This window comes from Pseudomonas sp. R38(2017), assembly GCF_002112395.1.
Lineage (GTDB): Bacteria > Pseudomonadota > Gammaproteobacteria > Pseudomonadales > Pseudomonadaceae > Aquipseudomonas.
Window position 1 is genome coordinate 46391 of the sequence record NZ_NEHN01000007.1, and the last position, 22265, is coordinate 68655.

At 61.3% G+C, this 22265-nt stretch carries 17 protein-coding genes; 13 read left to right on the top strand and 4 right to left on the bottom strand.

All coding sequences use genetic code 11. The features are described from left to right. Positions 1-117: 117 nt before the first annotated feature. Positions 118-2565, bottom strand: coding sequence for a penicillin-binding protein 1A (locus tag CAF87_RS18905; protein WP_085732568.1), 2448 nt, complete (start codon positions 2563-2565; stop codon positions 118-120). A gap of 216 nt (positions 2566-2781) precedes the next feature. On the opposite strand from CAF87_RS18905, the gene CAF87_RS18910 reads away from it, so the two are divergent. The 11 genes from CAF87_RS18910 to hemE all read left to right on the top strand — a co-directional run bounded on the left by CAF87_RS18910 (position 2782) and on the right by hemE (position 18525). After that, positions 2782-3846, top strand: a complete 1065-nt coding sequence (locus tag CAF87_RS18910) for a pilus assembly protein PilM (RefSeq protein WP_085732569.1) — start codon at positions 2782-2784, stop codon at positions 3844-3846. After that, positions 3846-4412, top strand: coding sequence for a PilN domain-containing protein (locus CAF87_RS18915; protein WP_085732570.1), 567 nt, complete (start codon positions 3846-3848; stop codon positions 4410-4412). Before CAF87_RS18910 ends, CAF87_RS18915 begins: the two co-directional genes overlap by 1 nt. Then, positions 4409-5032: a type 4a pilus biogenesis protein PilO gene (gene pilO, locus CAF87_RS18920; protein WP_085732571.1), complete on the top strand. Its 624-nt coding sequence runs from the start codon at positions 4409-4411 to the stop codon at positions 5030-5032. The genes CAF87_RS18915 and pilO overlap by 4 nt, the downstream gene beginning before the upstream one ends. Further along, positions 5029-5553: a pilus assembly protein PilP gene (locus tag CAF87_RS18925; protein WP_085732572.1), complete on the top strand. Its 525-nt coding sequence runs from the start codon at positions 5029-5031 to the stop codon at positions 5551-5553. Before pilO ends, CAF87_RS18925 begins: the two co-directional genes overlap by 4 nt. A 13-nt stretch (positions 5554-5566) precedes the next feature. Then, positions 5567-7645: a type IV pilus secretin PilQ gene (gene pilQ / locus CAF87_RS18930; RefSeq protein WP_085732573.1), complete on the top strand. Its 2079-nt coding sequence runs from the start codon at positions 5567-5569 to the stop codon at positions 7643-7645. A 4-nt stretch (positions 7646-7649) separates the two neighbouring features. Next, complete coding sequence (gene aroK / locus CAF87_RS18935) at positions 7650-8168, top strand: shikimate kinase AroK (protein ID WP_011332081.1); 519 nt, start codon at positions 7650-7652, stop codon at positions 8166-8168. Positions 8169-8309: 141 nt separating this feature from the next. Next, positions 8310-9410, top strand: a complete 1101-nt coding sequence (aroB, locus tag CAF87_RS18940) for a 3-dehydroquinate synthase (protein ID WP_085732574.1) — start codon at positions 8310-8312, stop codon at positions 9408-9410. A gap of 10 nt (positions 9411-9420) precedes the next feature. Beyond that, entirely contained in the window at positions 9421-11019 is a 1599-nt protein-coding gene (locus tag CAF87_RS18945; RefSeq protein WP_085732575.1) for an AAA family ATPase, read from the top strand. 350 nt (positions 11020-11369) lie between these two features. Further along, positions 11370-15815, top strand: coding sequence for a glutamate synthase large subunit (gene gltB, locus CAF87_RS18955; RefSeq protein ID WP_085732576.1), 4446 nt, complete (start codon positions 11370-11372; stop codon positions 15813-15815). 33 nt (positions 15816-15848) lie between these two features. Further along, positions 15849-17267: an FAD-dependent oxidoreductase gene (locus CAF87_RS18960; RefSeq protein ID WP_007909438.1), complete on the top strand. Its 1419-nt coding sequence runs from the start codon at positions 15849-15851 to the stop codon at positions 17265-17267. 190 nt (positions 17268-17457) lie between these two features. Continuing rightward, positions 17458-18525, top strand: a complete 1068-nt coding sequence (gene hemE, locus CAF87_RS18965; RefSeq protein ID WP_007952372.1) for a uroporphyrinogen decarboxylase — start codon at positions 17458-17460, stop codon at positions 18523-18525. A 55-nt stretch (positions 18526-18580) separates the two neighbouring features. Here the strand turns inward: hemE and CAF87_RS18970 are convergent, their stop codons facing one another. Then, entirely contained in the window at positions 18581-19855 is a 1275-nt protein-coding gene (locus CAF87_RS18970; RefSeq protein WP_085732577.1) for an MFS transporter, read from the bottom strand. 118 nt (positions 19856-19973) lie between these two features. Here CAF87_RS18970 and CAF87_RS18975 point away from each other — a divergent pair, with 118 nt between their 5' ends. Further along, a complete protein-coding gene (locus tag CAF87_RS18975) occupies positions 19974-20870 on the top strand; it encodes a LysR family transcriptional regulator (protein ID WP_085701104.1) in 897 nt (298 codons plus the stop codon). Here CAF87_RS18975 and CAF87_RS18980 read toward each other — a convergent pair whose 3' ends face one another. After that, positions 20871-21308 (bottom strand): excinuclease, encoded by a 438-nt coding sequence (locus tag CAF87_RS18980; protein WP_085732578.1) that lies wholly within the window; start codon positions 21306-21308, stop codon positions 20871-20873. A 168-nt stretch (positions 21309-21476) separates the two neighbouring features. On the opposite strand from CAF87_RS18980, the gene CAF87_RS18985 reads away from it, so the two are divergent. Further along, a complete protein-coding gene (locus CAF87_RS18985) occupies positions 21477-21764 on the top strand; it encodes an addiction module antidote protein (RefSeq protein ID WP_085732579.1) in 288 nt (95 codons plus the stop codon). Between the two features lie 46 nt (positions 21765-21810). On the opposite strand, the gene CAF87_RS18990 is transcribed toward CAF87_RS18985, so the two are convergent. Next, the gene (locus CAF87_RS18990; protein WP_085732580.1) at positions 21811-22251 is read right to left on the bottom strand and encodes an excinuclease; all 441 of its coding nucleotides are present in this window, start codon (positions 22249-22251) and stop codon (positions 21811-21813) included. Positions 22252-22265 lie beyond the last annotated feature (14 nt).

Genomic DNA, 22265 nt, shown 5'->3' on the forward strand with positions numbered 1-22265 from the left:
TTTTTTGTTCCTGAGGTTTTTGTGTCGAGTGTGGCCTGTTCGTCCGGCACCGATCCTGAAGGCAATAAAAAAAGCCCCGCACTTCTCACGAAGGCGGGGCTTTTTAGCGGATCAGGATCAGAACAAATCGATCGGCGCCTGTTCATCCGCGGGCAGCGGACTACCCGGCGCTGTCCCATTGCCGATCTCGTTGACCGACGGCGGCGTGTCTTCGGCCTTGAACAGTTCGAAGTAGGCGCCTGCCGTGCTCGGGGAGGCTGCGCGGCCGCTGACCGGGTCTACCCGCAGGCTGAGGATGCCTTCCGGCTCCGGCTGGACATGCGGCGGCTTGTCCTTGAGCGCGGCGCTCATGTAGTTCATCCAGATCGGCAGCGCCACGGTGCCGCCGAACTCCCGGCGACCGAGGCTTTCCGGTTGGTCGAAACCGGTCCAGACCGTGGTCACGTAATCGGCGTTGTAACCGGAGAACCACGCATCCTTGGATTCGTTGGTGGTACCGGTTTTGCCCGCGATATCGCTGCGGCCCATGGCCAGCGCACGACGACCGGTGCCGAGCTTGATTACGTCCTGCAGCATGCTGTTGAGGATGTAGGTGGTGCGGCCATCGACGATGCGCTCGGCGACTGCCGGCACTTGCGGCACCGCTGCAGCGCTCGGTGCTTCACCCGGAACCGGTGCTGCACCGACGGTGATCGATTGAGTCGCCGGTGCCGCGATGCCGTCGGTAGCCGCGCCGCCCTGTGGCACGGTCGGCGGGTTGGCGACGAACAATGTGTCGCCATTGCGGCTTTCGATCTTGTCGATGATGTACGGGGTGATCTTGTAACCACCGTTGGCGAAGGTGCTCCAGCCGGTGGCGATTTCCATCGGGGTCAGGGTCGCGGTGCCCAGCGCCAGGGACAGGTTTGGCGGCAGATCCTGCTTGTTGAAACCGAAGCGGGTGATGTAGTCGATGGTCTTGCCTACGCCCATCGCCTGCAGCAGGCGGATCGAAACCAGGTTGCGCGACTTGTACAGCGCTTCACGCAGACGGATCGGGCCGAGGAAGGTGTTGGTGTCGTTCTTCGGGCGCCAGACCTTGTCCAGATACTCGTCGACGAACACGATCGGCGCGTCGTTGACCAGCGTGGCGGCGGTGTAGCCGTTATCCAGCGCGGCACTGTAGACGAATGGCTTGAAGCTCGAGCCCGGCTGACGCTTGGCCTGCGTCGCGCGGTTGTAGTTGCTCTGCTCGAAGGCGAAACCGCCGACCAGCGAACGGATCGCGCCGTTCTGCGGATCCAGCGACACCAACGCACCCTGGGCCTGCGGAATCTGGCTGAACTTCAGCGAATTGTTCGGCTGGCGCTGTACGCGCACCAGGTCGCCGACCTGCGCGACATCCGATGGCTGACGCGGTGCGGCGCCCATGCTGTTGGTATTGAGGAACGGACGGGCCCATTTCATGGTGTCCCACGCCACGTGCTCTTCACCGGTCCGGGTCAGCACTTGCAGGCCGTTCTTGTCGACCTGGGTGACGATGGCCGGCTCGAGACTGCTGATGGTGCGTTGCTTGGTAAGCTCGACGGCCCAGGCTTCACGGGTCTTGCCCGGCAGGCGCGATTCAGGGCCACGGTAGCCGTGACGCTGGTCGTAGGTCATCAGGCCTTCGTGCAGCGCGGTGTTGGCCATTTCCTGCAGGTTGCTCGGCACCGTGGTGGTGACGCGGAAACCTTCGGTATAGGCGTCGCTGCCATAGCGGCCGACCATTTCGGCGCGGGCCATCTCGGCGATGTACGGCGCGTTCACTTCCGGGGTCGGCACGTGGTAGCTGGCGTTCAGCGGCTCGTTGATGGCAGCGGTGTAGTCGGCTTCGGTGATCTTGCCGAGCTTGTACATGCGCCCGAGGATCCAGTCGCGACGCTCCTTGCTGCGCGCCGGGTTGGCCAGCGGGTTGAAGCGCGAAGGGGCCTTCGGCAGGCCGGCGATCATCGCCATCTGCGCCAGGCTGACCTCGCGGATCGACTTGCCGTAATACACCTGCGCCGCCGCCTCGATGCCATAGGCGCGGTTGCCCAGATAAATCTTGTTCACGTACAGCTCAAGGATCTCGTCCTTGGTCAGCTGCCGTTCGATCTGCAGGGCCAGGAGGATTTCTGTGGTCTTGCGCGAGAAGCTGCGTTCGCTGGTCAGGAAGAAGTTCTTCGCCACCTGCATGGTGATGGTGCTGCCGCCGGACTGGATGTGCCCGCTCTTGACCAGTTGGGTCGCGGCACGCATCAGGCTGCTCGGATCGACGCCATAGTGGTTGGCGAAGTTGTCGTCTTCAGCACTTAGTAACGCATTGATGAAATTGGGGGGAATGTCGGCGAAACGGATCGGTGTGCGGCGCATTTCGCCAAATTCTGCGATCAACTTGTTGTCGCTGCTGTACACCCGGAGGGGAATCTGCAACTGAATGCTTCTCAGCGCCTCCACAGATGGCAAACCCGGACTAAGGTAAAGAAACGCGCCGCTGAGACCTAAAAGCAGTCCGCAGAAAACGGCGACGATGGACCAACCGAAGAATTTCAGCAGACGAATCAAGGCTTTTGGACATCCAGGGCAAAGAATGAATTGGGCGACAGGGTTCCGGAAACACACAGAACGGCCCGCGCCGGCAGTAAAAAGCGGAAAAAATCGCTGGGCATTATAAGCACTTTTCCGCTGGGGGCGTCATTTGCGCTTCTGTCAAGACGGGGCGAGGGAACGCAATGCGCATTACAGAGTCCGTAACTCACGGAAAGTCATAGGGAATTGGTAGTGCTAGGACTCTTCAACAAAAAGACCAATACGTTACTGGGGATCGACATCAGTTCCACTTCGGTGAAGCTGCTGGAGCTGAGCCGTCAGGGTGAGCGCTACCGGGTCGAGGCGTACGCGGTGGAGCCGTTGCCGGCCAACGCCGTGGTCGAGAAAAACATCGCCGAACTCGAAGGCGTCGGGCACGCCCTGTCCCGGGTGCTGGTCAAGGCGCGCACCGGGCTCAAGAGCGTGGCGGTGGCGGTGGCCGGTTCGGCGGTGATCACCAAGGTCATCGAAATGGACGCCGGGCTGTCCGACGACGAACTGGAAAACCAGCTCAAGATCGAGGCCGACCAATACATTCCCTATCCGTTGGACGAGGTCGCCATCGACTTCGAAGTCCAGGGTATCTCGCCGCGCAATCCCGAGCGGGTCAACGTGCTGCTGGCCGCCTGTCGCAAGGAAAACGTCGAAGTCCGTGAGGCTGCACTGGCCCTCGCCGGCCTGACTGCGCGGGTGGTGGATGTCGAGGCCTATGCGCTTGAGCGCTCGTTCGGCCTGCTGGCCACGCAACTGGCGGCTTCCCAGGAGCGCTTGACCGTTGCGGTGGTCGATATCGGCGCCACCATGACCACCCTCAGCGTCCTGCACAACGGCCGGATCATCTATACCCGCGAGCAACTCTTTGGCGGGCGCCAGCTGACCGAGGAAATCCAGCGCCGTTATGGCCTGACCATTGAGCAGGCCGGGCTGGCCAAGAAGCAGGGCGGTCTGCCGGACGATTACGTCAGCGAGGTCCTGCAGCCGTTTCGCGAGGCGCTGGTGCAGCAGGTCTCACGCTCCTTGCAGTTTTTCTTCGCTTCCGGCCAGTACAACGCGGTCGACCATATTTTGCTGGCCGGCGGCACGGCGTCGGTGCCCGGGCTGGACCGGCTGATCGAAGAACGCCTGGGGACGCCGACCCAGGTTGCCAATCCGTTTTTCGACATGGCCTTGAGCAGCAAAGTCAATGCCGGGGCCCTGGCCAGTGATGCGCCGGCCCTGATGATTGCCTGTGGGCTCGCGCTCAGGAGTTTCGACTGATGGCGCGGATCAACCTTTTACCCTGGCGTGAGGAGCGCCGCGAAGAACGACGCAAACGCTTCCTGCTGACCCTGACCGGCGTAGTGGTCGGCTCGGTCGGCGCAGTCTTTATTGCTGCTGAGGTTTTCAGTACCGCCATTGAGCGGCAGCAGGTGCGCAACGATTACATCGGCAAGCAGATCGCCGTGGTGGATGAGCGGATCCAGCAGATCAGCGAGCTCAAGGCGCGTCGCCAGCAGTTGGTGGAGCGGATGCGCATCATCCAGGACCTGCAGGCCAACCGGCAGGTCAGCGGGAGAATTTTCGATCAGCTGGCGCGCACCCTGCCCGACGGCGTCTATTTCACCAGCGTGAAGATGGTCGGCAAGACCCTGTCGATCAGTGGTGCGGCGGAATCGAACAACCGGGTCTCCGACCTGATGCGCAATCTTGAGGCGTCCGACTGGTTCGATGCGCCGACCCTGAACGAGGTCAAGGCAACCACGGCGGGGCAGCTGGATCAGGCCAACGTGTTCCAGTTGACCGTCCATCAGACCCGGCCGAAAAACCTGGAGGACGACCAATGAAACCGTCCGAATGGCTGGCCAGCCTGCGCAATATCGACTTCAACGACCTGGATACCAGCAACATCGGCTCCTGGCCGCCGGCCGTGAAAGGCCTGGCCGGGGCGCTATTGATGATTCTGGTGCTGGCCCTGGGCTACAACTTTTTCGTCAGCGACATGGAAAACCAGCTTGAGCTCAAGCGTACAGAGGAAGCCACGCTCAAGGAGCAGTTCTCCAGCAAGGCGCACCTGGCGGCCAATCTCGAGCTGTACACCCAGCAGATGAAGGAAATGGAGAACTCGTTTGGCGTCCTGCTGCGGCAATTGCCCAGCGACACCGAAGTGCCGGGGCTGCTGGAAGACATCACGCGCACCGGTCTGGGCAGCGGTCTTGAATTCGAGGAGATCAAGCTGTTGCCGGAGGTGACGCAGCAGTTCTACATCGAATTGCCGATCCAGATCACCGTCACGGGTGCCTATCACGACCTCGCCACTTTCGTCAGCGGTGTGGCCGGGTTGCCGCGGATCGTGACGCTGCACGACTTCGAGCTGGCACCGGCCAACCCGGAAGGCGGGACGAAGTTGCGCATGAGCATCCTCGCCAAGACGTACCGTTACAACGACAAGGGGCTGCAAAAATGAGCCCGATCCGTTTCCTTCTATTGTCGACCTTGACGCTGGGCTTGAGCGGTTGCGGCGGCAACGACTTCAGCGATCTCGACGCTTACATGAATGAAGTGCGCCTGCGGCCGCCGGGCAAGATCGAGCCGACGCCGACCTTTCGTTCCTACCAGACGTTCACCTATAGCGCCGCCAGCCTGCGCAGCCCGTTCTCGCGTCAGGTGCGGGTCGATCTGGCCGGGCAGCAGCACGGCTCGCGCAACGTCAAGCCGGATCCGACACGGGTCAAGCAATACCTCGAAGGTTTCAACATCGAGCAATTCGAGATGGTCGGCACGATCGCCAATGCCTCCGGCTCCTTTGCGCTGCTGCGCGGAGCGGGTGGGGTGCATCGGCTGAAAGTCGGCGATTACCTGGGGCGCAACGACGGGCGCATCGTCGCGATCAGTGCCACCCAGGTCGATGTGGTCGAAATCGTTCCCGATGGCGAAGGCGCCTGGCTGGAGCGGCCGCGCACCATTCCTTTGAAAGAGCACTCATAGTGGAAGTCGAACAATGAACAGGATTTTCTCCACCCTCGGTTTTTCGCTATGGATAGCGCTGCTGTCGCCGATGGTTCAAGCGGCAAATCTGAAGACGCTGGACGTGGCGGCGCTGCCGGGCGATCGCGTCGAGTTGAAGCTATCGTTCGACGGCCCACCGCCACAGCCCAAGGGCTACACCACCGATTCGCCGGCGCGGATCGCTCTGGATCTGCCGGGAGTGGTCAGCCAGCTCGCGAGCAAGACTCGTGACCTCGGTAGCGGTAATGCGCGCACTGCCACAGTGGTCGAGGCCAACGACCGTACCCGGTTGATCATCAATCTGACGCAACTGGCGCCGTATGACACCCGGGTCGAGGGGAATACGTTGTTCGTGGTGGTCGGGCAAGGTTCCAAAGTCACCGCGCCGCGACCTGCCACCAAGGCTCCACGTGCGACACCGGTGGCGGCACCGGTCCGGACGTTCGCGCCGACCGCCAGGGCCATCCGAGGCGTGGACTTCCAGCGCGGCACGGCGGGCGAGGGCAATGTCGTCATCGACCTGTCCGACCCGACCATCGCGCCGGACATCCAGGAACATGACGGCAAGATCATTCTCAATTTCGCTCGCACCCAACTGCCCGAACCGTTGCGGGTGCGTCTCGACGTCAAGGATTTCGCCACCCCGGTGCAGTTCGTCAATGCTGGTGTCAGCGGTGATCGAGCGACCATCACCGTCGAGCCCAGCGGCACGTTCGACTATTCCACTTACCAGACCGACAACAAGCTGACCGTGAGCATCCGGTCGTTGACCGTCGATGACCTGCAAAAGCGCAATGCTGACCGCAACACTTATAGCGGCGAAAAGCTTTCGCTGAATTTCCAGGACATCGATGTGCGTTCGGTGCTGCAACTGATCGCCGATTTCACCAACCTCAATCTGGTCGCCAGCGACACGGTGCAGGGCGGAATCACCCTGCGTCTGCAAAACGTGCCGTGGGATCAGGCGCTGGATCTAGTGCTCAAGACCAAAGGCCTGGACAAGCGCAAGGTCGGCAACGTGTTGCTGGTGGCGCCGGCGGATGAAATCGCCGCCCGCGAACGGCAGGAACTGGAGTCGCAGAAGCAGATCGCCGAGCTGGCGCCGCTGCGCCGTGAACTGTTGCAAGTGAACTACGCCAAGGCCGCGGATATCGCCAAGTTGTTCCAGTCGGTCACCAGCGCCGAGGCCAAAGTCGACGAACGGGGTTCGATCACCGTCGATGAGCGCACCAACAACATCATCGCCTACCAGACCCAGGATCGTCTCGACGAGCTGCGGCGGATCGTGGCGCAACTGGATATCCCGGTGCGTCAGGTGATGATCGAGGCACGGATCGTCGAGGCCAACGTCGATTACGACAAGAGCCTGGGCGTTCGCTGGGGCGGATCGATCCAGAACAAGGGCAATTGGAATACCTCCGGGGTCAGCAACGGCTCGTCGACCACCATTGGTACGCCGGGCAGCACCAGCACCAACTCGCCGTTCGTCGACATGGGTACAGTCAACAACACCTCCGGGATCGGCATTGCGTTCATCACCGACAACGTCTTGCTGGACCTTGAGCTGACGGCGATGGAGAAGACCGGCAACGGGGAGATCGTCTCGCAGCCCAAGGTGGTCACCTCCGACAAGGAGACCGCGAAGATCCTCAAGGGCACCGAGATTCCGTATCAGGAAGCCAGCTCCAGCGGCGCTACATCGGTGTCGTTCAAGGAGGCCTCGCTGTCGCTGGAGGTCACGCCGCAGATCACCCCGGACAATCGCATCATCATGGAGGTGAAGGTCACCAAGGACGAACCGGACTACCTGAACAAAGTGCAGGATGTACCGCCGATCAAGAAAAACGAGGTCAATGCCAAGGTACTTGTGAACGACGGCGAGACCATCGTGATTGGCGGGGTTTTCTCAAATACTCAAAGCAAGGTCGTAGATAAGGTGCCATTTCTTGGCGATGTGCCGTATCTTGGCCGCCTTTTCCGGCGTGATGTAGTTTCGGAGAAAAAATCCGAGCTGCTGGTATTCCTCACTCCGCGTATCATGAATAACCAGGCGATTGCTGTGAGTCGTTGATTCTGTGCGAAATTTGATTCTTGTAGGACCGATGGGGGCTGGAAAAAGCACCATCGGCCGATTACTGGCCAAAGAGCTGCGCCTGCCGTTCAAGGATTCCGACAAGGAAATTGAACTGCGTACGGGCGCCAATATCCCGTGGATCTTCGACAAGGAAGGCGAGCCCGGTTTTCGTGATCGTGAGCAGGCGATGATCGCCGAGCTGTGCGCGTTCGACGGCGTAGTGCTGGCGACGGGCGGCGGCGCGGTGATGCGCGACGCCAACCGCAAGGCCCTGCATGAGGGCGGGCGGGTGGTGTATCTGCACGCCTCTGTCGAACAGCAGGTCGGCCGGACTTCCCGCGACCGCAATCGCCCGCTGCTGCGCACGGCCAATCCCGAGAAAACCCTGCGCGACCTGCTGGCGATCCGCGATCCGCTTTATCGGGAAATCGCCGATCTGGTGGTGGAAACCGACGAGCGGCCGCCACGCATGGTGGTGCTCGACATTCTTGACCGTCTGGCGCAACTTCCACCCCGTTAAAGCGTCGCCCGAAATGCGCTATCCTCGGCGTCCTGTCGAGGGTTGTGGCGGATCGCACGCAAGCGGCGTCACACCTTTCAAGACCGGGGACATCCGATAATTCAAGGCAGGACGCCTGCTTCCATCTTCACGTGGGGACACATGCAGACACTCAAGGTCGATCTAGGCGAGCGCAGCTACCCGATTCATATTGGCGAAGGACTGTTGGATCAGCCTGAATTGCTGGCTCCGCACATTCACGGGCGGCAAGTGGCAATCATCTCCAACGAGACCGTTGCGCCGCTCTATCTCGAGCGTCTGACCCGCAGTCTTTCGCAGTTTTCGGTAGTTTCCGTGGTGCTGCCGGACGGCGAAGCCTTCAAGAACTGGGAAACCCTGCAACTGATCTTCGACGGTCTGCTGACCGCTCGTCACGACCGCCGCACCACGGTGATCGCCCTCGGTGGCGGTGTGATCGGCGACATGGCCGGCTTTGCGGCCGCCTGCTACCAGCGCGGCGTCGATTTCATCCAAATCCCTACCACGCTGCTGTCCCAGGTCGATTCGTCGGTGGGCGGCAAGACCGGCATCAACCATCCGCTGGGCAAGAACATGGTCGGCGCGTTCTATCAGCCGAACGTGGTGCTGATCGATACGGCGTCCCTGAAAACCCTGCCAGCGCGTGAGTTGTCCGCGGGCCTGGCGGAGGTCATCAAGTACGGCCTGATCTGCGACGAGCCGTTTCTGACCTGGCTCGAAGACAACGTTGATGCCCTGCGCGCGCTGGATCAGGAAGCCCTGACCTATGCCATCGAGCGCTCCTGCGCGGCCAAGGCTGCGGTGGTCGGCGCCGATGAGAAAGAAACCGGTGTACGCGCCACGCTCAACCTCGGCCACACCTTCGGCCACGCCATCGAAACCCACATGGGCTATGGTGTCTGGTTGCACGGTGAAGCGGTCGCTGCTGGCACGGTAATGGCGATGGAAATGTCCGCGCGCCTCGGCTGGATCAGCGAGCAGGAGCGCGATCGCGGCATTCGTCTGTTCCAGCGCGCCGGCCTGCCGGTGGTTCCGCCTGAAGAGATGACCGAAGCCGATTTTCTTGAACACATGGCAATTGACAAAAAAGTGATCGACGGTCGTCTGCGCCTGGTGCTGCTGCGCCGGATGGGCGAAGCGGTAGTGACCGACGATTATCCGAAAGAGGTTCTACAGGCCACGCTGGGAGCGGATTACCGCGCTCTGGCTCAGCTTAAAGGTTAATAAGATTCCGATGACTAGTTTGCATGCCGACGAGGCGTTCCTCGGCCATTTCCAGTTAAGTCATGACCCTTTTGCTCCACGGGTCCCGGGCTTCAAATTCTTCCCGGCCCAGCGCAAACCGGTGCTGGGTCAACTGCACCACCTGGCGCGTTATAGCCAGTTGCTGCTGGTGGTCACCGGCCCTCAAGGCAGCGGAAAGACGTTGCTGCGTCAGGCGCTGGTGGCGAGCACCAACAAGCAGTCGGTTCAAAGTGTTGTAGTTTCCGCCCGTGGCGCTGGCGATGCCGCCGGTGTGCTGCGTCAGGTTGCCCAGGCGCTGGACGTGGCCCAGGCCGAAGTCGGTGCGATCCTCGATCAGGTCGTACAGCTGGCGCTGACCGGCCAGGAGGTCTATCTGCTGGTGGACGATGCCGAGCAGCTCGACGAGTCCGCCCTCGAAGCCTTGATGGCTTTGGGTGCCGGCGCACCGGAAGGCCGACCGCATGTGTTCCTGTTCGGTGAGTCGTCGCTGATTGCCCAGCTTGAGGCGCTGCACCTTGAAGAAGAGCGCTTCCACGTCATCGAATTGCAGCCGTACACAGAAGAAGAAACCCGCGAATATCTCGACCAGCGGCTAGAAGGTGCGGGCCGGGGTGTCGAACTTTTCACCGCGGATCAGATCTCTGATATTCACGAAAGCTCCGAGGGTTGGCCGGGCAACATCAACCAGGTCGCTCGCGATGCTCTGATCGAAGTCATGATTGCCAGCCGCTCTGCGGTCAAGCGTCCAAGTATGGGGTTCAACATGCCGAAGAAACACGTATTGGCGATTTCCGCCGTCGTCGTGGTGGCGGTCGCTGCCGCCTGGCTGATGCCCGGTCGCAACAAGGCGCCGACCACCGGCGCACCGGCCAACGAACAGGCACAGCTGCCATTGGGCCAGGGTGGCGCGCCGAACGTGGAGTTCGCCGGTAACACCCAGCCGATGCCGTTGCCGCTGGTCGGCAATTCGCAACCGGTCATGCGCAAGCCATTGGCCGAAGCGGCCGGCGGGATCACCGAAGGTGACGACGGCGTACCGCTGGAAGGCTCGAGCAATACACCGCCGACCGTGACGACCACCGCGCCACCGGCCGGCGTGCCTGCCGGTCCTGCGCCAACGCCGGTTCCGGTCCCGGCGGCCAAACCGACGCCGGCACCGACTCAGGTTGCCACGGCCAAGCCAGCGCCTGCTCCGGCTGCGCCAGTCGCCAAGCCAGCTCCGGCGCCTGCCAAGCCTGTCGCTGCGGCCAAACCGGCCGAGAAAGCCACCGAGAAGCCGGTCACCGTCGCCAAGGCCGCCGGTGGCAACTGGTATGCCGGTCAAGCCCCGGGCAACTACGTGGTGCAGATCCTCGGCACCAGCTCCGAAGCGGCTGCGCAAAGCTTCGTCAAGGAGCAGGGCGGCGAGTACCGTTATTTCAAGAAAGTCCTCAACGGCAAGCCGCTCTACGTGATCACCTATGGCAGCTTTGCCAATCGTGATGCGGCCGTTTCTGCCATCAAGGCCTTGCCAGCGAAGGTTCAGGCTGGTAAACCTTGGCCTCGCACTGTCGCCAGCGTCCAACAGGAACTGGCAACAACTCGCTGAAGATTCGGCGGCCTTACCCAGGCTGCCTCTCCAAGCACCTCAAAATTTCTACAAGTGCGCGCCGCCCTTACGGGTCGCGTGCCTTGTGGTGTCTGCGTCACAGTAGTCTTTGAGTCGTTGCGGTCAAAATTAAAAAAGTTTTGACTAGCACAGCAGATCGCTTTAAACCTTTCACAAATGCGACATGAGTTTGCGACATTTCGTCGTCAAATTTGTGAGCCTCTGTGTCGCTGTGTACAATGACCACCCTTTTGCCCCCGCTAAGCCGGCGCACGTTCGGCGCGAGATGCAAGTGGTTGAATTGAAAAGAAATTTGCCTCGAAAAGAGGCAGCCTGGTGAGAAAGTGTCTATGAAAGCAGGTCTGTACCAACCAGATGAATTCAAGGATAACTGCGGTTTCGGCCTGATAGCCCATATGCAGGGCGAACCCAGTCATACCCTTTTGCAAACGGCCATCGAGGCCCTGACCTGCATGACCCACCGCGGTGGGATTAATGCCGACGGCAAGACCGGTGACGGTTGCGGTCTGCTGATTCAAAAGCCCGACGCCTTCCTGCGTGCGATTGCCCAGGAAGCATTCAGCGTCGAGCTGCCCAAGCAATATGCCGTGGGCATGGTCTTCTTCAATCAGGACCCGGCCAAAGCCGAGGTCGCTCGCGAGAACATGAACCGCGAGATCCTCGCTGAAGGCCTGCAACTGATCGGCTGGCGCAAAGTGCCCATCGATACCAGCGTCCTCGGCCGCCTCGCCCTTGAGCGCCTGCCGCAGATCGAGCAGGTGTACATCGGTGGCGAAGGCCTGAGCGATCAGGACATGGCGGTCAAGCTGTTCAGCGCCCGTCGTCGTTCGTCGGTGGCCAACGCCGCTGACACCGACCACTACATCTGCAGCTTTTCCCACAAGACCATCATCTATAAAGGCCTGATGATGCCGGCCGACCTGGCCGCGTTCTATCCGGACCTCGGTGACCAGCGCCTGCAAACCGCGATCTGCGTGTTCCACCAGCGCTTCTCCACCAACACCCTGCCGAAATGGCCGCTGGCCCAGCCTTTCCGCTTCCTCGCCCACAACGGCGAGATCAACACCATCACCGGCAACCGCAACTGGGCCCAGGCCCGCCGCACCAAGTTCACCAACGATCTGATGGATCTGGAAGAACTCGGCCCGCTGGTGAACCGTGTCGGTTCCGACTCCTCGAGCATGGACAACATGCTCGAACTGATGGTCACCGGTGGCATCGACCTGTTCCGTGGCGTGCGGATGATCATTCCGCCAGCGTGGCAGAACGTCGAGACCATGGACCCGGATCTGCGTGCGTTCTACGAGTACAACTCGATGCACATGGAGCCGTGGGACGGCCCGGCCGGCGTGGTAATGACCGATGGTCGCTACGCGGTGTGCCTGCTCGACCGTAACGGTCTGCGTCCGGCGCGCTGGGTTACCACCACCAACGGTTTCATCACCGTCGCTTCGGAAATCGGCGTCTGGAACTACCAGCCGCAGGACGTGATCGCCAAGGGCCGTGTCGGTCCTGGCCAGATCCTCGCTGTGGACACCGAAACCGGTCAGATCCTCGACACCGATGCGATCGACAACCGTCTGAAATCCCGTCATCCGTACAAGCAATGGCTGCGCAAGAATGCCCTGCGCATCCAGGCGACCATGGAAGACAACGATCACGGTTCGGCTTTCTACGACGTCGATCAGCTCAAGCAATACATGAAGATGTATCAGGTCACGTTCGAAGAGCGCGATCAGGTACTGCGTCCGCTCGGCGAGCAAGGCTACGAGGCCGTTGGCTCGATGGGCGACGACACGCCGATGGCCGTGCTGTCCCAGCGTGTGCGCACGCCGTACGACTATTTCCGCCAGCAGTTCGCGCAAGTGACCAACCCGCCGATCGACCCGCTGCGCGAAGCGATCGTGATGTCGCTGGAAATCTGCCTCGGTGCCGAGCGCAACATCTTCCAGGAATCGCCGGAGCACGCTTCGCGCGTGATCCTCAGCTCGCCAGTGATCTCGCCGGCCAAGTGGCGCTCGCTGATGAACCTCGACCGCCCGGGTTTCGAGCGGCAGATCATCGACCTCAACTACGACGAAAGCGTCGGCCTCGAAGCGGCGATCCGCAACGTGGCCGATCAGGCTGAAGAAGCCGTGCGTGCCGGTCGTACCCAGATCGTCCTGAGCGACCGCCATATCGCGCCGGGCAAACTGCCGATCCACGCCTCGCTGGCCACCGGCGCGGTGCACCACCGTCTGACCGAAAAAGGCCTGCGCTGCGATTCCAACATCCTCGTTGAAACCGCGACTGCCCGCGACCCGCATCACTTTGCGGTGCTGATCGGCTTCGGCGCCTCGGCAGTCTATCCGTTCCTCGCGTACGAAGTGCTGGGCGACCTGATCCGTACCGGTGAAGTGCTGGGCGATCTCTACGAGGTGTTCAAGAACTACCGCAAAGGCATCACCAAAGGTCTGTTGAAGATCCTGTCGAAGATGGGCATCTCGACCATTGCCTCCTATCGTGGTGCTCAGCTGTTCGAAGCCATCGGTCTGTCCGAGGAAGTCTGCAACCTGAGCTTCCGTGGCGTGCCGAGCCGCATCAAGGGTGCGCGTTTCGTCGACATCGAAGCTGAACAGAAAGCACTGGCCACCGAAGCCTGGAGTCCGCGCAAGCCGATCCAGCAGGGCGGTCTGCTGAAGTTCGTCCACGGTGGCGAATACCACGCGTACAACCCGGACGTGGTCAACACCCTGCAAGCCGCCGTGCAGCAGGGCGACTACGCGAAGTTCAAGGAATACACCTCGCTGGTGGACAACCGTCCGGTGTCGATGATCCGCGACCTGTTCAAGGTCAAGACACTCGACACGCCGCTGGACATCAGCGAAGTCGAGCCGCTGGAATCGGTGCTCAAGCGCTTTGACTCCGCCGGTATCTCGCTGGGCGCCCTGTCGCCGGAGGCTCACGAAGCCCTGGCCGAAGCCATGAACCGCCTCGGTGCGCGTTCCAACTCTGGCGAAGGCGGTGAAGACCCGGCGCGCTACGGCACCATCAAGAGTTCGAAAATCAAACAGGTCGCGACTGGCCGTTTCGGCGTGACGCCGGAATACCTGGTCAACGCCGAGGTGCTGCAGATCAAGGTCGCCCAGGGCGCGAAGCCGGGCGAGGGCGGGCAACTGCCGGGCGGTAAAGTGAACGGGCTGATCGCCAAGCTGCGTTACGCAGTGCCGGGCGTGACCCTGATTTCGCCGCCGCCGCACCACGACATCTATTCCATCGAAGACTTGTCGCAGCTGATCTTTGACCTGAAACAGGTCAACCCGAAGGCGCTGGTTTCGGTGAAGCTGGTGGCTGAAGCGGGCGTCGGCACCATCGCCGCCGGTGTGGCCAAGGCCTATGCGGACTTGATCACCATCTCCGGCTACGACGGCGGTACCGGTGCCTCGCCGCTGACTTCGATCAAGTACGCCGGCGCCCCGTGGGAACTCGGCCTGGCCGAAACCCACCAGACCCTGCGCGGCAACGACCTGCGCGGCAAGGTCCGGGTGCAGACCGACGGTGGCCTGAAAACCGGCCTTGACGTGATCAAGGCGGCCATCCTCGGCGCCGAAAGCTTCGGCTTCGGCACCGCGCCGATGATCGCGCTGGGCTGCAAATACCTGCGTATCTGCCACCTGAACAACTGCGCCACCGGCGTCGCGACCCAGAACGAGAAGCTGCGCAAGGATCACTACATCGGTACCGTCGACATGGTGGTGAACTTCTTCACCTACGTCGCCGAAGAAACCCGTGAGTGGCTGGCCAAGCTCGGCGTGCGCTCCCTCGAAGAGCTGATCGGCCGCACCGATCTGCTGGAAGTCCTCGAAGGCCAGACCGCCAAGCAACATCACCTGGACCTGACACCGCTGCTGGGCAGCGATCACATCCCGGCGGACAAACCGCAGTTCTGCGGCGTCGAGCGCAACCCGCCATTCGACCAGGGCCTGCTGGCCGAGAAAATGGTCGAGATGGCGACGTCGGCGATCAACGACCTCAGCGGCGCCGAGTTCGATCTGGATATCTGCAACTGCGACCGTTCAATCGGCGCACGGATCTCCGGCGAAATCGCGCGCAAGCATGGCAATCAGGGCATGGCCAAGGCGCCGATCACCTTCCGCTTCAAGGGCACTGCGGGCCAGAGCTTCGGCGTGTGGAACGCCGGCGGCTTGAACCTGTATCTGGAAGGCGATGCCAATGACTACGTCGGCAAAGGCATGACCGGCGGCAAATTGGTCATCGTGCCGCCGAAGGGCAGCGTTTATCAGACTCAAAACAGCGCCATCATCGGCAACACCTGCCTGTACGGCGCCACCGGCGGCAAGCTGTTCGCCGCCGGCACCGCGGGCGAGCGTTTCGCCGTGCGTAACTCCGGTGCCCACACCGTCGTGGAAGGCACTGGCGATCACTGCTGCGAGTACATGACCGGTGGTTTCGTCTGCGTCCTGGGCAAGACCGGTTACAACTTCGGCTCTGGCATGACCGGCGGTTTCGCCTACGTGCTCGACCAGGACAACACCTTCGTTGACCGGGTCAACCACGAACTGGTGGAAATCCAGCGGATCAGCGGCGAGGCGATGGAAGCCTATCGCAGCCACCTGCAAAACGTGCTGAACGAGTACGTCGCGGAAACCGACAGCGAGTGGGGTCGTGAACTCGCCGAGAACCTCGATGACTACCTGCGTCGTTTCTGGCTGGTCAAGCCGAAGGCTGCCAACCTGAAGTCGTTGCTTTCCAGCACCCGTGCCAACCCGCAGTGATATGCGCCTGAAGAGTTTGATGAGGTTTTAACAATGGCTGAACGTCTGAATAACGACTTCCAGTTCATCGATGTCGGGCGCAAGGATCCGAAGAAGAAACTGTTGCGTCAACGCAAGAAAGAGTTCGTGGAAATCTACGAACCGTTCAAACCCCAGCAGTCGGCCGACCAGGCTCACCGCTGCCTGGGTTGCGGCAACCCGTATTGCGAATGGAAGTGCCCGGTGCACAACTTCATTCCGAACTGGTTGAAGCTGGTGGCCGAGGGCAACATCCTCCAGGCCGCCGAGCTGTCGCACCAGACCAACACCCTGCCGGAAGTCTGCGGCCGGGTGTGCCCGCAGGATCGTCTGTGCGAGGGTGCGTGCACCCTTAACGACGGCTTTGGCGCGGTGACCATCGGTTCGGTCGAGAAGTACATCACTGACACCGCGTTCGCCATGGGCTGGCGCCCGGACATGTCCAAGGTCAAGCCGACCGGCAAGCGTGTCGCGATCATCGGTGCGGGCCCGGCGGGCCTCGGTTGTGCCGACGTATTGGTGCGCGGCGGTGTGACCCCGGTGGTGTTCGACAAGAACCCGGAAATCGGTGGTCTGCTGACCTTCGGCATCCCCGAGTTCAAGCTGGAGAAGACCGTGCTGAGCAATCGCCGCGAAGTCTTCACCGGCATGGGTATCGAATTCCGCCTCAACACCGAGGTCGGCAAGGACGTGACCATGGAGCAACTGCTCGCCGAATACGATGCCGTGTTCATGGGCATGGGCACCTACACCTACATGAAGGGCGGTTTTGCCGGTGAAGACCTGCCGGGCGTTTATGACGCGCTGGACTTCCTGATCGCCAACGTCAACCGCAACCTGGGCTTTGAAAAGTCGCCGGAAGATTTCGTCGACATGAAAGGCAAGAAGGTTGTGGTGCTGGGTGGCGGCGACACGGCGATGGACTGCAACCGCACGTCGATCCGCCAGGGCGCCAAGTCGGTGACCTGCGCCTATCGTCGTGACGAAGCGAACATGCCCGGCTCGCGCAAAGAGGTGAAGAACGCCAAGGAAGAAGGCGTGAAATTCCTCTACAACCGCCAGCCGATTGCCATCGTCGGCGAAGACAAGGTCGAAGGCGTGAAAGTGGTCGAGACCCGTCTCGGCGAACCGGATGCCCGTGGCCGTCGCAGCCCCGAGCCGATCCCGGGCTCCGAAGAGATCATCCCGGCCGACGCCGTGGTCATCGCGTTTGGTTTCCGTCCGAGCCCGGCGCCGTGGTTCGAGCAGTTCGAGATCCAGACCGACAGCCAGGGCCGCGTCGTTGCGCCTGAGCAAGGTCAGTACAAGCACCAGACCAGCAACCCGAAAATCTTCGCCGGTGGCGACATGGTGCGCGGTTCCGACTTGGTGGTGACGGCGATCTTCGAAGGCCGCAATGCGGCGGAAGGGATCCTCGACTACCTGGGCGTCTAAACCCTGCTCGAAACTGCACCGCAATACCTGTGGGAGCTGGCTTGCCAGCTCCCACATTGTTTTCAGGGTGTTGCTGAAGTCCGCGAAATCATTGCGACAAATTGACCCGATAGACAAAAGGCTGACCTGCATCCGTGCCTTTTGCGTCGCGCTCTGAGAAAATGCCCGCACTTTTTTTCCGGATGCCGACATGACTGCCCTGAAGAACGACCGTTTCCTCCGCGCCCTGCTCAAGCAACCCGTAGACGTCACCCCTGTGTGGATGATGCGCCAGGCCGGCCGCTACCTGCCGGAATACCGCGCGAGCCGCGCTCAGGCCGGTGATTTCATGAGCCTGTGCATGAATCCGGAATTCGCCTGCGAAGTCACGCTGCAACCTCTCGACCGCTACCCGCAACTGGACGCGGCGATCCTGTTCTCCGACATCCTCACCATTCCCGATGCCATGGGCCAGGGCCTGTACTTCGAGACCGGTGAAGGTCCGCGTTTCAAGAAAGTCGTCAGCACCCTGGCCGACATCGAAGCCCTGCCGATCCCCGATCCGCACAAAGACCTCGGCTACGTGATGGACGCGGTCAGCACCATCCGCCGCGAACTGAACGGCCGTGTGCCGCTGATCGGTTTCTCCGGCAGCCCGTGGACCCTCGCTACCTACATGGTCGAAGGCGGCTCGTCGAAAGACTTCCGCAAGACCAAGGCGATGCTCTACGACAACCCGCAAGCCATGCACCTGCTACTGGACAAGCTGGCGCAGTCGGTGACGTCGTACCTCAACGGCCAGATTCAGGCCGGTGCGCAAGCGGTGCAGATCTTCGATACCTGGGGCGGCAACCTGTCGGCGGCGGCCTATCAGGAATTCTCCCTGGCCTACATGAAGAAAATCGTCAGCGGCCTGATCCGCGAGCACGATGGTCGCAAAGTGCCGGTGATCCTCTTCACCAAGAACGGTGGCCTGTGGCTGGAAAGCATCGCCGACGCTGGCGCCGATGCGCTGGGTCTGGACTGGACCTGCGACATCGGCAACGCCCGCGCCCGCGTTGGCGACAAGGTTGCGCTGCAAGGCAACATGGACCCTACCGTGCTGTACGCCAAACCCGAAGCGATCCGCACCGAAGTCGGGCGCATCCTCGCCAGCTACGGCAAGGGCAGCGGTCACGTGTTCAACCTCGGTCACGGCATCACGCCTGAAGTCGACCCGGAACACGCGGGCGCGTTCCTGCGAGCGGTGCACGAGTTGTCGGCGCAGTATCACGAGTGATCTTTGCCCCATAAAAAACGCCCGGCTTATGCCGGGCGTTTTTTATGGGCGTGAATCAGGCTTTGACGCCGCCCAGCGGCGGCAACTTCGCAAGCTTCAACGCCACCAACAGCGCCACCAGCAACAGCGCGCCGATGAACAAACCAATCCCGTTCCAGCCGCCAAGGTGCCAGAACACTCCGCCTGCCGTCCCGGCAATACTCGACCCGGCGTAATAACTGAACAGGTACAGTGACGACGCCTGCCCCTTGGCCTTGAGCGCCCGGCGGCCGATCCAGCTGCTGGCCACCGAGTGGGCGCCGAAGAAGCCGAAGGTGAAGATCAGCATGCCGATGATCACCAGTGGCAGCGGTGTGAACATTGTCAGGGCGAGGCCGGCGAACATCAGGGCGATGATGGCCCACAGCACTTTGCGGCGGCCCAGTTTGTCGGCCAGCGAACCGATTTTCGCCGAGCTGTAGATGCCTGACAGGTACACCACCGACAACAGCCCGACAAACACCTGATCCAAGTGATAAGGCTCGGCCAGCAGACGGTAGCCGATGTAGTTGAACAACGTGACGAACGCGCCCATCAGCACGAACGCCTCAAGGAACAGCAATGGCAGACCGGCATCGCGAAAGTGCATGGTGAAGCCGTCGAGCAGGCTGCGCGGATGCAACGAGCGGGAGCGGAAGTTGCGCGACTCCGGCAGGATTTTCCAGAACACCGCCGCCGCGATCAGCGCCAGACCGCCGATCACCATCATCGCCGTGTGCCAGCTGACGAAGTCGATCAATACGCCAGTGATCAACCGCCCGCTCATTCCGCCAATCGCGTTGCCGCCGATGTACAGGCCCATCGCCAGACCGATGTGCTGCGGGTGGATTTCCTCGCTCAGGTACGTCATTGCCACCGCCGCCAGACCACTCAGCGACAACCCGATCAGCGCACGCATGATCAGCACGCCGTGCCAGCTCGGCATCATCGAACTGGCGATAGTGCACAACGCAGCGGCAAACAGTGCGGCAACCATCACCGGTTTGCGTCCGACCCGATCGGAAATCGGGCCAGTGATCAGCAGACCGAACGCCAGCATGCCGGTGGCCACCGACAGGATCAGGCTGCTCTGTGCCGCATTGATCGAATATTCGTGGGACAGCAGAGGCATCATCGGCTGCACGCAGTACAGCAGGGCGAAGGTCGCGAAGCCGCCGCTGAACAGCGCGAGCACCGTGCGCATGAACGCGGGTGTGCCTTTCTCGATGTAGATCTCTTGCAGTTCGGTCAGTACATCGTCCGCCGCAGCGGGCGGGACTTCATGGGCCAGTGGAGCGACGGCGGTTTTCACATCAGACCTCGGAGGGCGCGGGCAGGCAGGCAGTGAAAAAATCATATAGCTGGCTAATGTTTCTATCCAATATATTGTTCGACCTGTTTGATAGCTTTCACGACCTAATGGAGTGTTCATGGAATTGCGTCATCTGCGCTACTTCATCGCCGTGGCCGAAGAACTGCACTTTGGCCGCGCCGCACAGGTGCTGGGTATCTCCCAGCCACCGCTGAGCCAGCAGATTCAGGCGCTGGAACAAGAAGTCGGCGCGCGGCTTTTCGAGCGTACCAATCGTCGGGTCGAGCTCAGTGAGGCCGGGCGACTGTTTCTGGAGGAAGCGCGGCTGGTGCTCGCGCAAGTCGATAAAGCAGCCGACGTGGCCCGCCGCGCGCAACTCGGCGAGCTGGGTGAACTGAAGATCGGCTTCACCTCGTCGGCGCCATTCAACTCGACCATACCCCAGGCGATCTTCTCGTTTCGCCAACGCTTCCCGGCCGTGCATCTGAACCTGCGGGAGATGAGCAGCACTCAGGTGGCAGATGCACTGGTGGACGAGTCGATCGAGGTCGGCATCATGCGGCCGCTGGGTTTGCCGGATTCGCTCAGCGTGGTCGAACTGATGCGCGAGCCGCTGGTGGCCGTGCTCAGCTCCAAACATCCGCTGGCGCAGGGCTCTGAAGAGGGGCTGTTCCTCTCGGCACTGGCCCTCGAACCGTTTGTGTTTTTTCCGCGCAGCTACGGCAGTGGTTTGTACTCGCAACTTATCAACCTGGCCCGAGATGCCGGATTCAGTCCGCATTTTGCGCAGGAGGCGGGCGAAGCCATGACCATCATCGGTCTGGTAGCGGCGGGTTTGGGCGTGTCGGTGCTGCCGGCGTCCTATCAGCGGATGCGCATCGATGGCGTGGTTTATCGACCCTTGCTCGACCCTGAAGCGATTTCGGCCGTGTGGCTGGTGCAGCGCAAGGACCAGAAATCACCGATGGCCAAGGCATTCGTCGAGTTGCTCACGCGCAAGGTTGAAGCCGGTTGATCAGGGCAGCCGCACCAGATCCCCCTTCAACGCCACACGCGTCACAAACACCCCGGCGCGACATTCGTATGTGTTCAGATCCTTGCGTACGTGCTGGTCGTAGTAGCTGACGATATTGGTCACCGCATTGGCCCCGACACGCTTGGCCCGAGCCTGCAGGGCAATCAGGTTCGATTGCAGCACCCACTCGCACGAGTCGTGATCGCTCTTGTTGAAGCCGTTGGTCTTCAGGTCGCTGACCACACCGCGTTGCAACATCCGCTGAGTCCCCTGAGGTCCATTGCCGATCAGGTAAAACTTCACACTGCCATCCAGCCGCCCGGCCCGAATCGCATCCGACAGCACGGTTTCGAACGGCATGTACATCAGATTGGTGGCGTGGCTGGCGCTGGGGAGCAGGCTGAAAAGGGCGGCGGCGATCAGGGCTTTAGCTTGCATGGTCATCTCCTTGACGTAATGCGCAGCAAATTACGGGTATGACGAGTGTAGACGCCGTGTATCGGAAAGAGAGAAGTCTATGTAGAGGGTGTAGCTCAGTGGCTACAGCTGATCTCGAGACATCAAGCAAGCCAGGCTCATCGCGGAATCCTGGCAGGATCAAAACCCATGACCGAACAATTCACTCGTTGGGACTCAGCCGAGTACCTCAAGACAGAAGAGGACATGGCCAACTATCTGGACGCCTGTATGGAGGAGGCGGGTGCCGACCCGGCTTTTATTGCCAAGGCACTTGGCACTATCGCTCGGGCGCGTGGCATGACCCAGGTCGCGCGCGATGCAGGGCTGTCACGGGAAAGTCTTTATCGCGCACTGTCAGGCGAGGTAAATCCCGAGTTTGGAACGATCCTCAAAGTCATGAAAGCGCTGGGCCTGAAGTTGCACGCAAGCCCATGATTTGAACTGAAAGGGCGCCGGAAGGCGCCCTTTGTCGTTCTGGCCGTTACTGAACCGTCGCCAGATCCCCCTTCAACGCTACACCGGCCATGATCGCGCCGGCGTGGCATTCGTAGTTTTTCGTGTCCTTGCGCTCGTTGCTCTTGTAGAAGCTGACGATGTTGGTCACGGCATTGGCGCCGGCGTTTTTCGCCGCCTGGTGCAGGCTGATGATCGCCGATTGCACGACCCACTCGCAGGCTTCCTGGTCGGACTTGTTGAAGGCGTTGGTCTTCTTGTTGGTCACCGCGCCGGGGCTGACGACGCTGACTTTGCCGGCCGGGGCGTTGCCCGCCAGATAGAACTTCACGCTGCCGTCGATCTTGCCGGTGCGGGTTGCCTCTGCAACCGCTTTGTCGAATGGCAGATAGACCGCCGTATCACGGGCCTGGCTGACGGCCGGCAAGGTACAGATGAGCAGGGTGGCAGCGAGTTGGTTAAAACGCATGGAGGTCTCCTTGA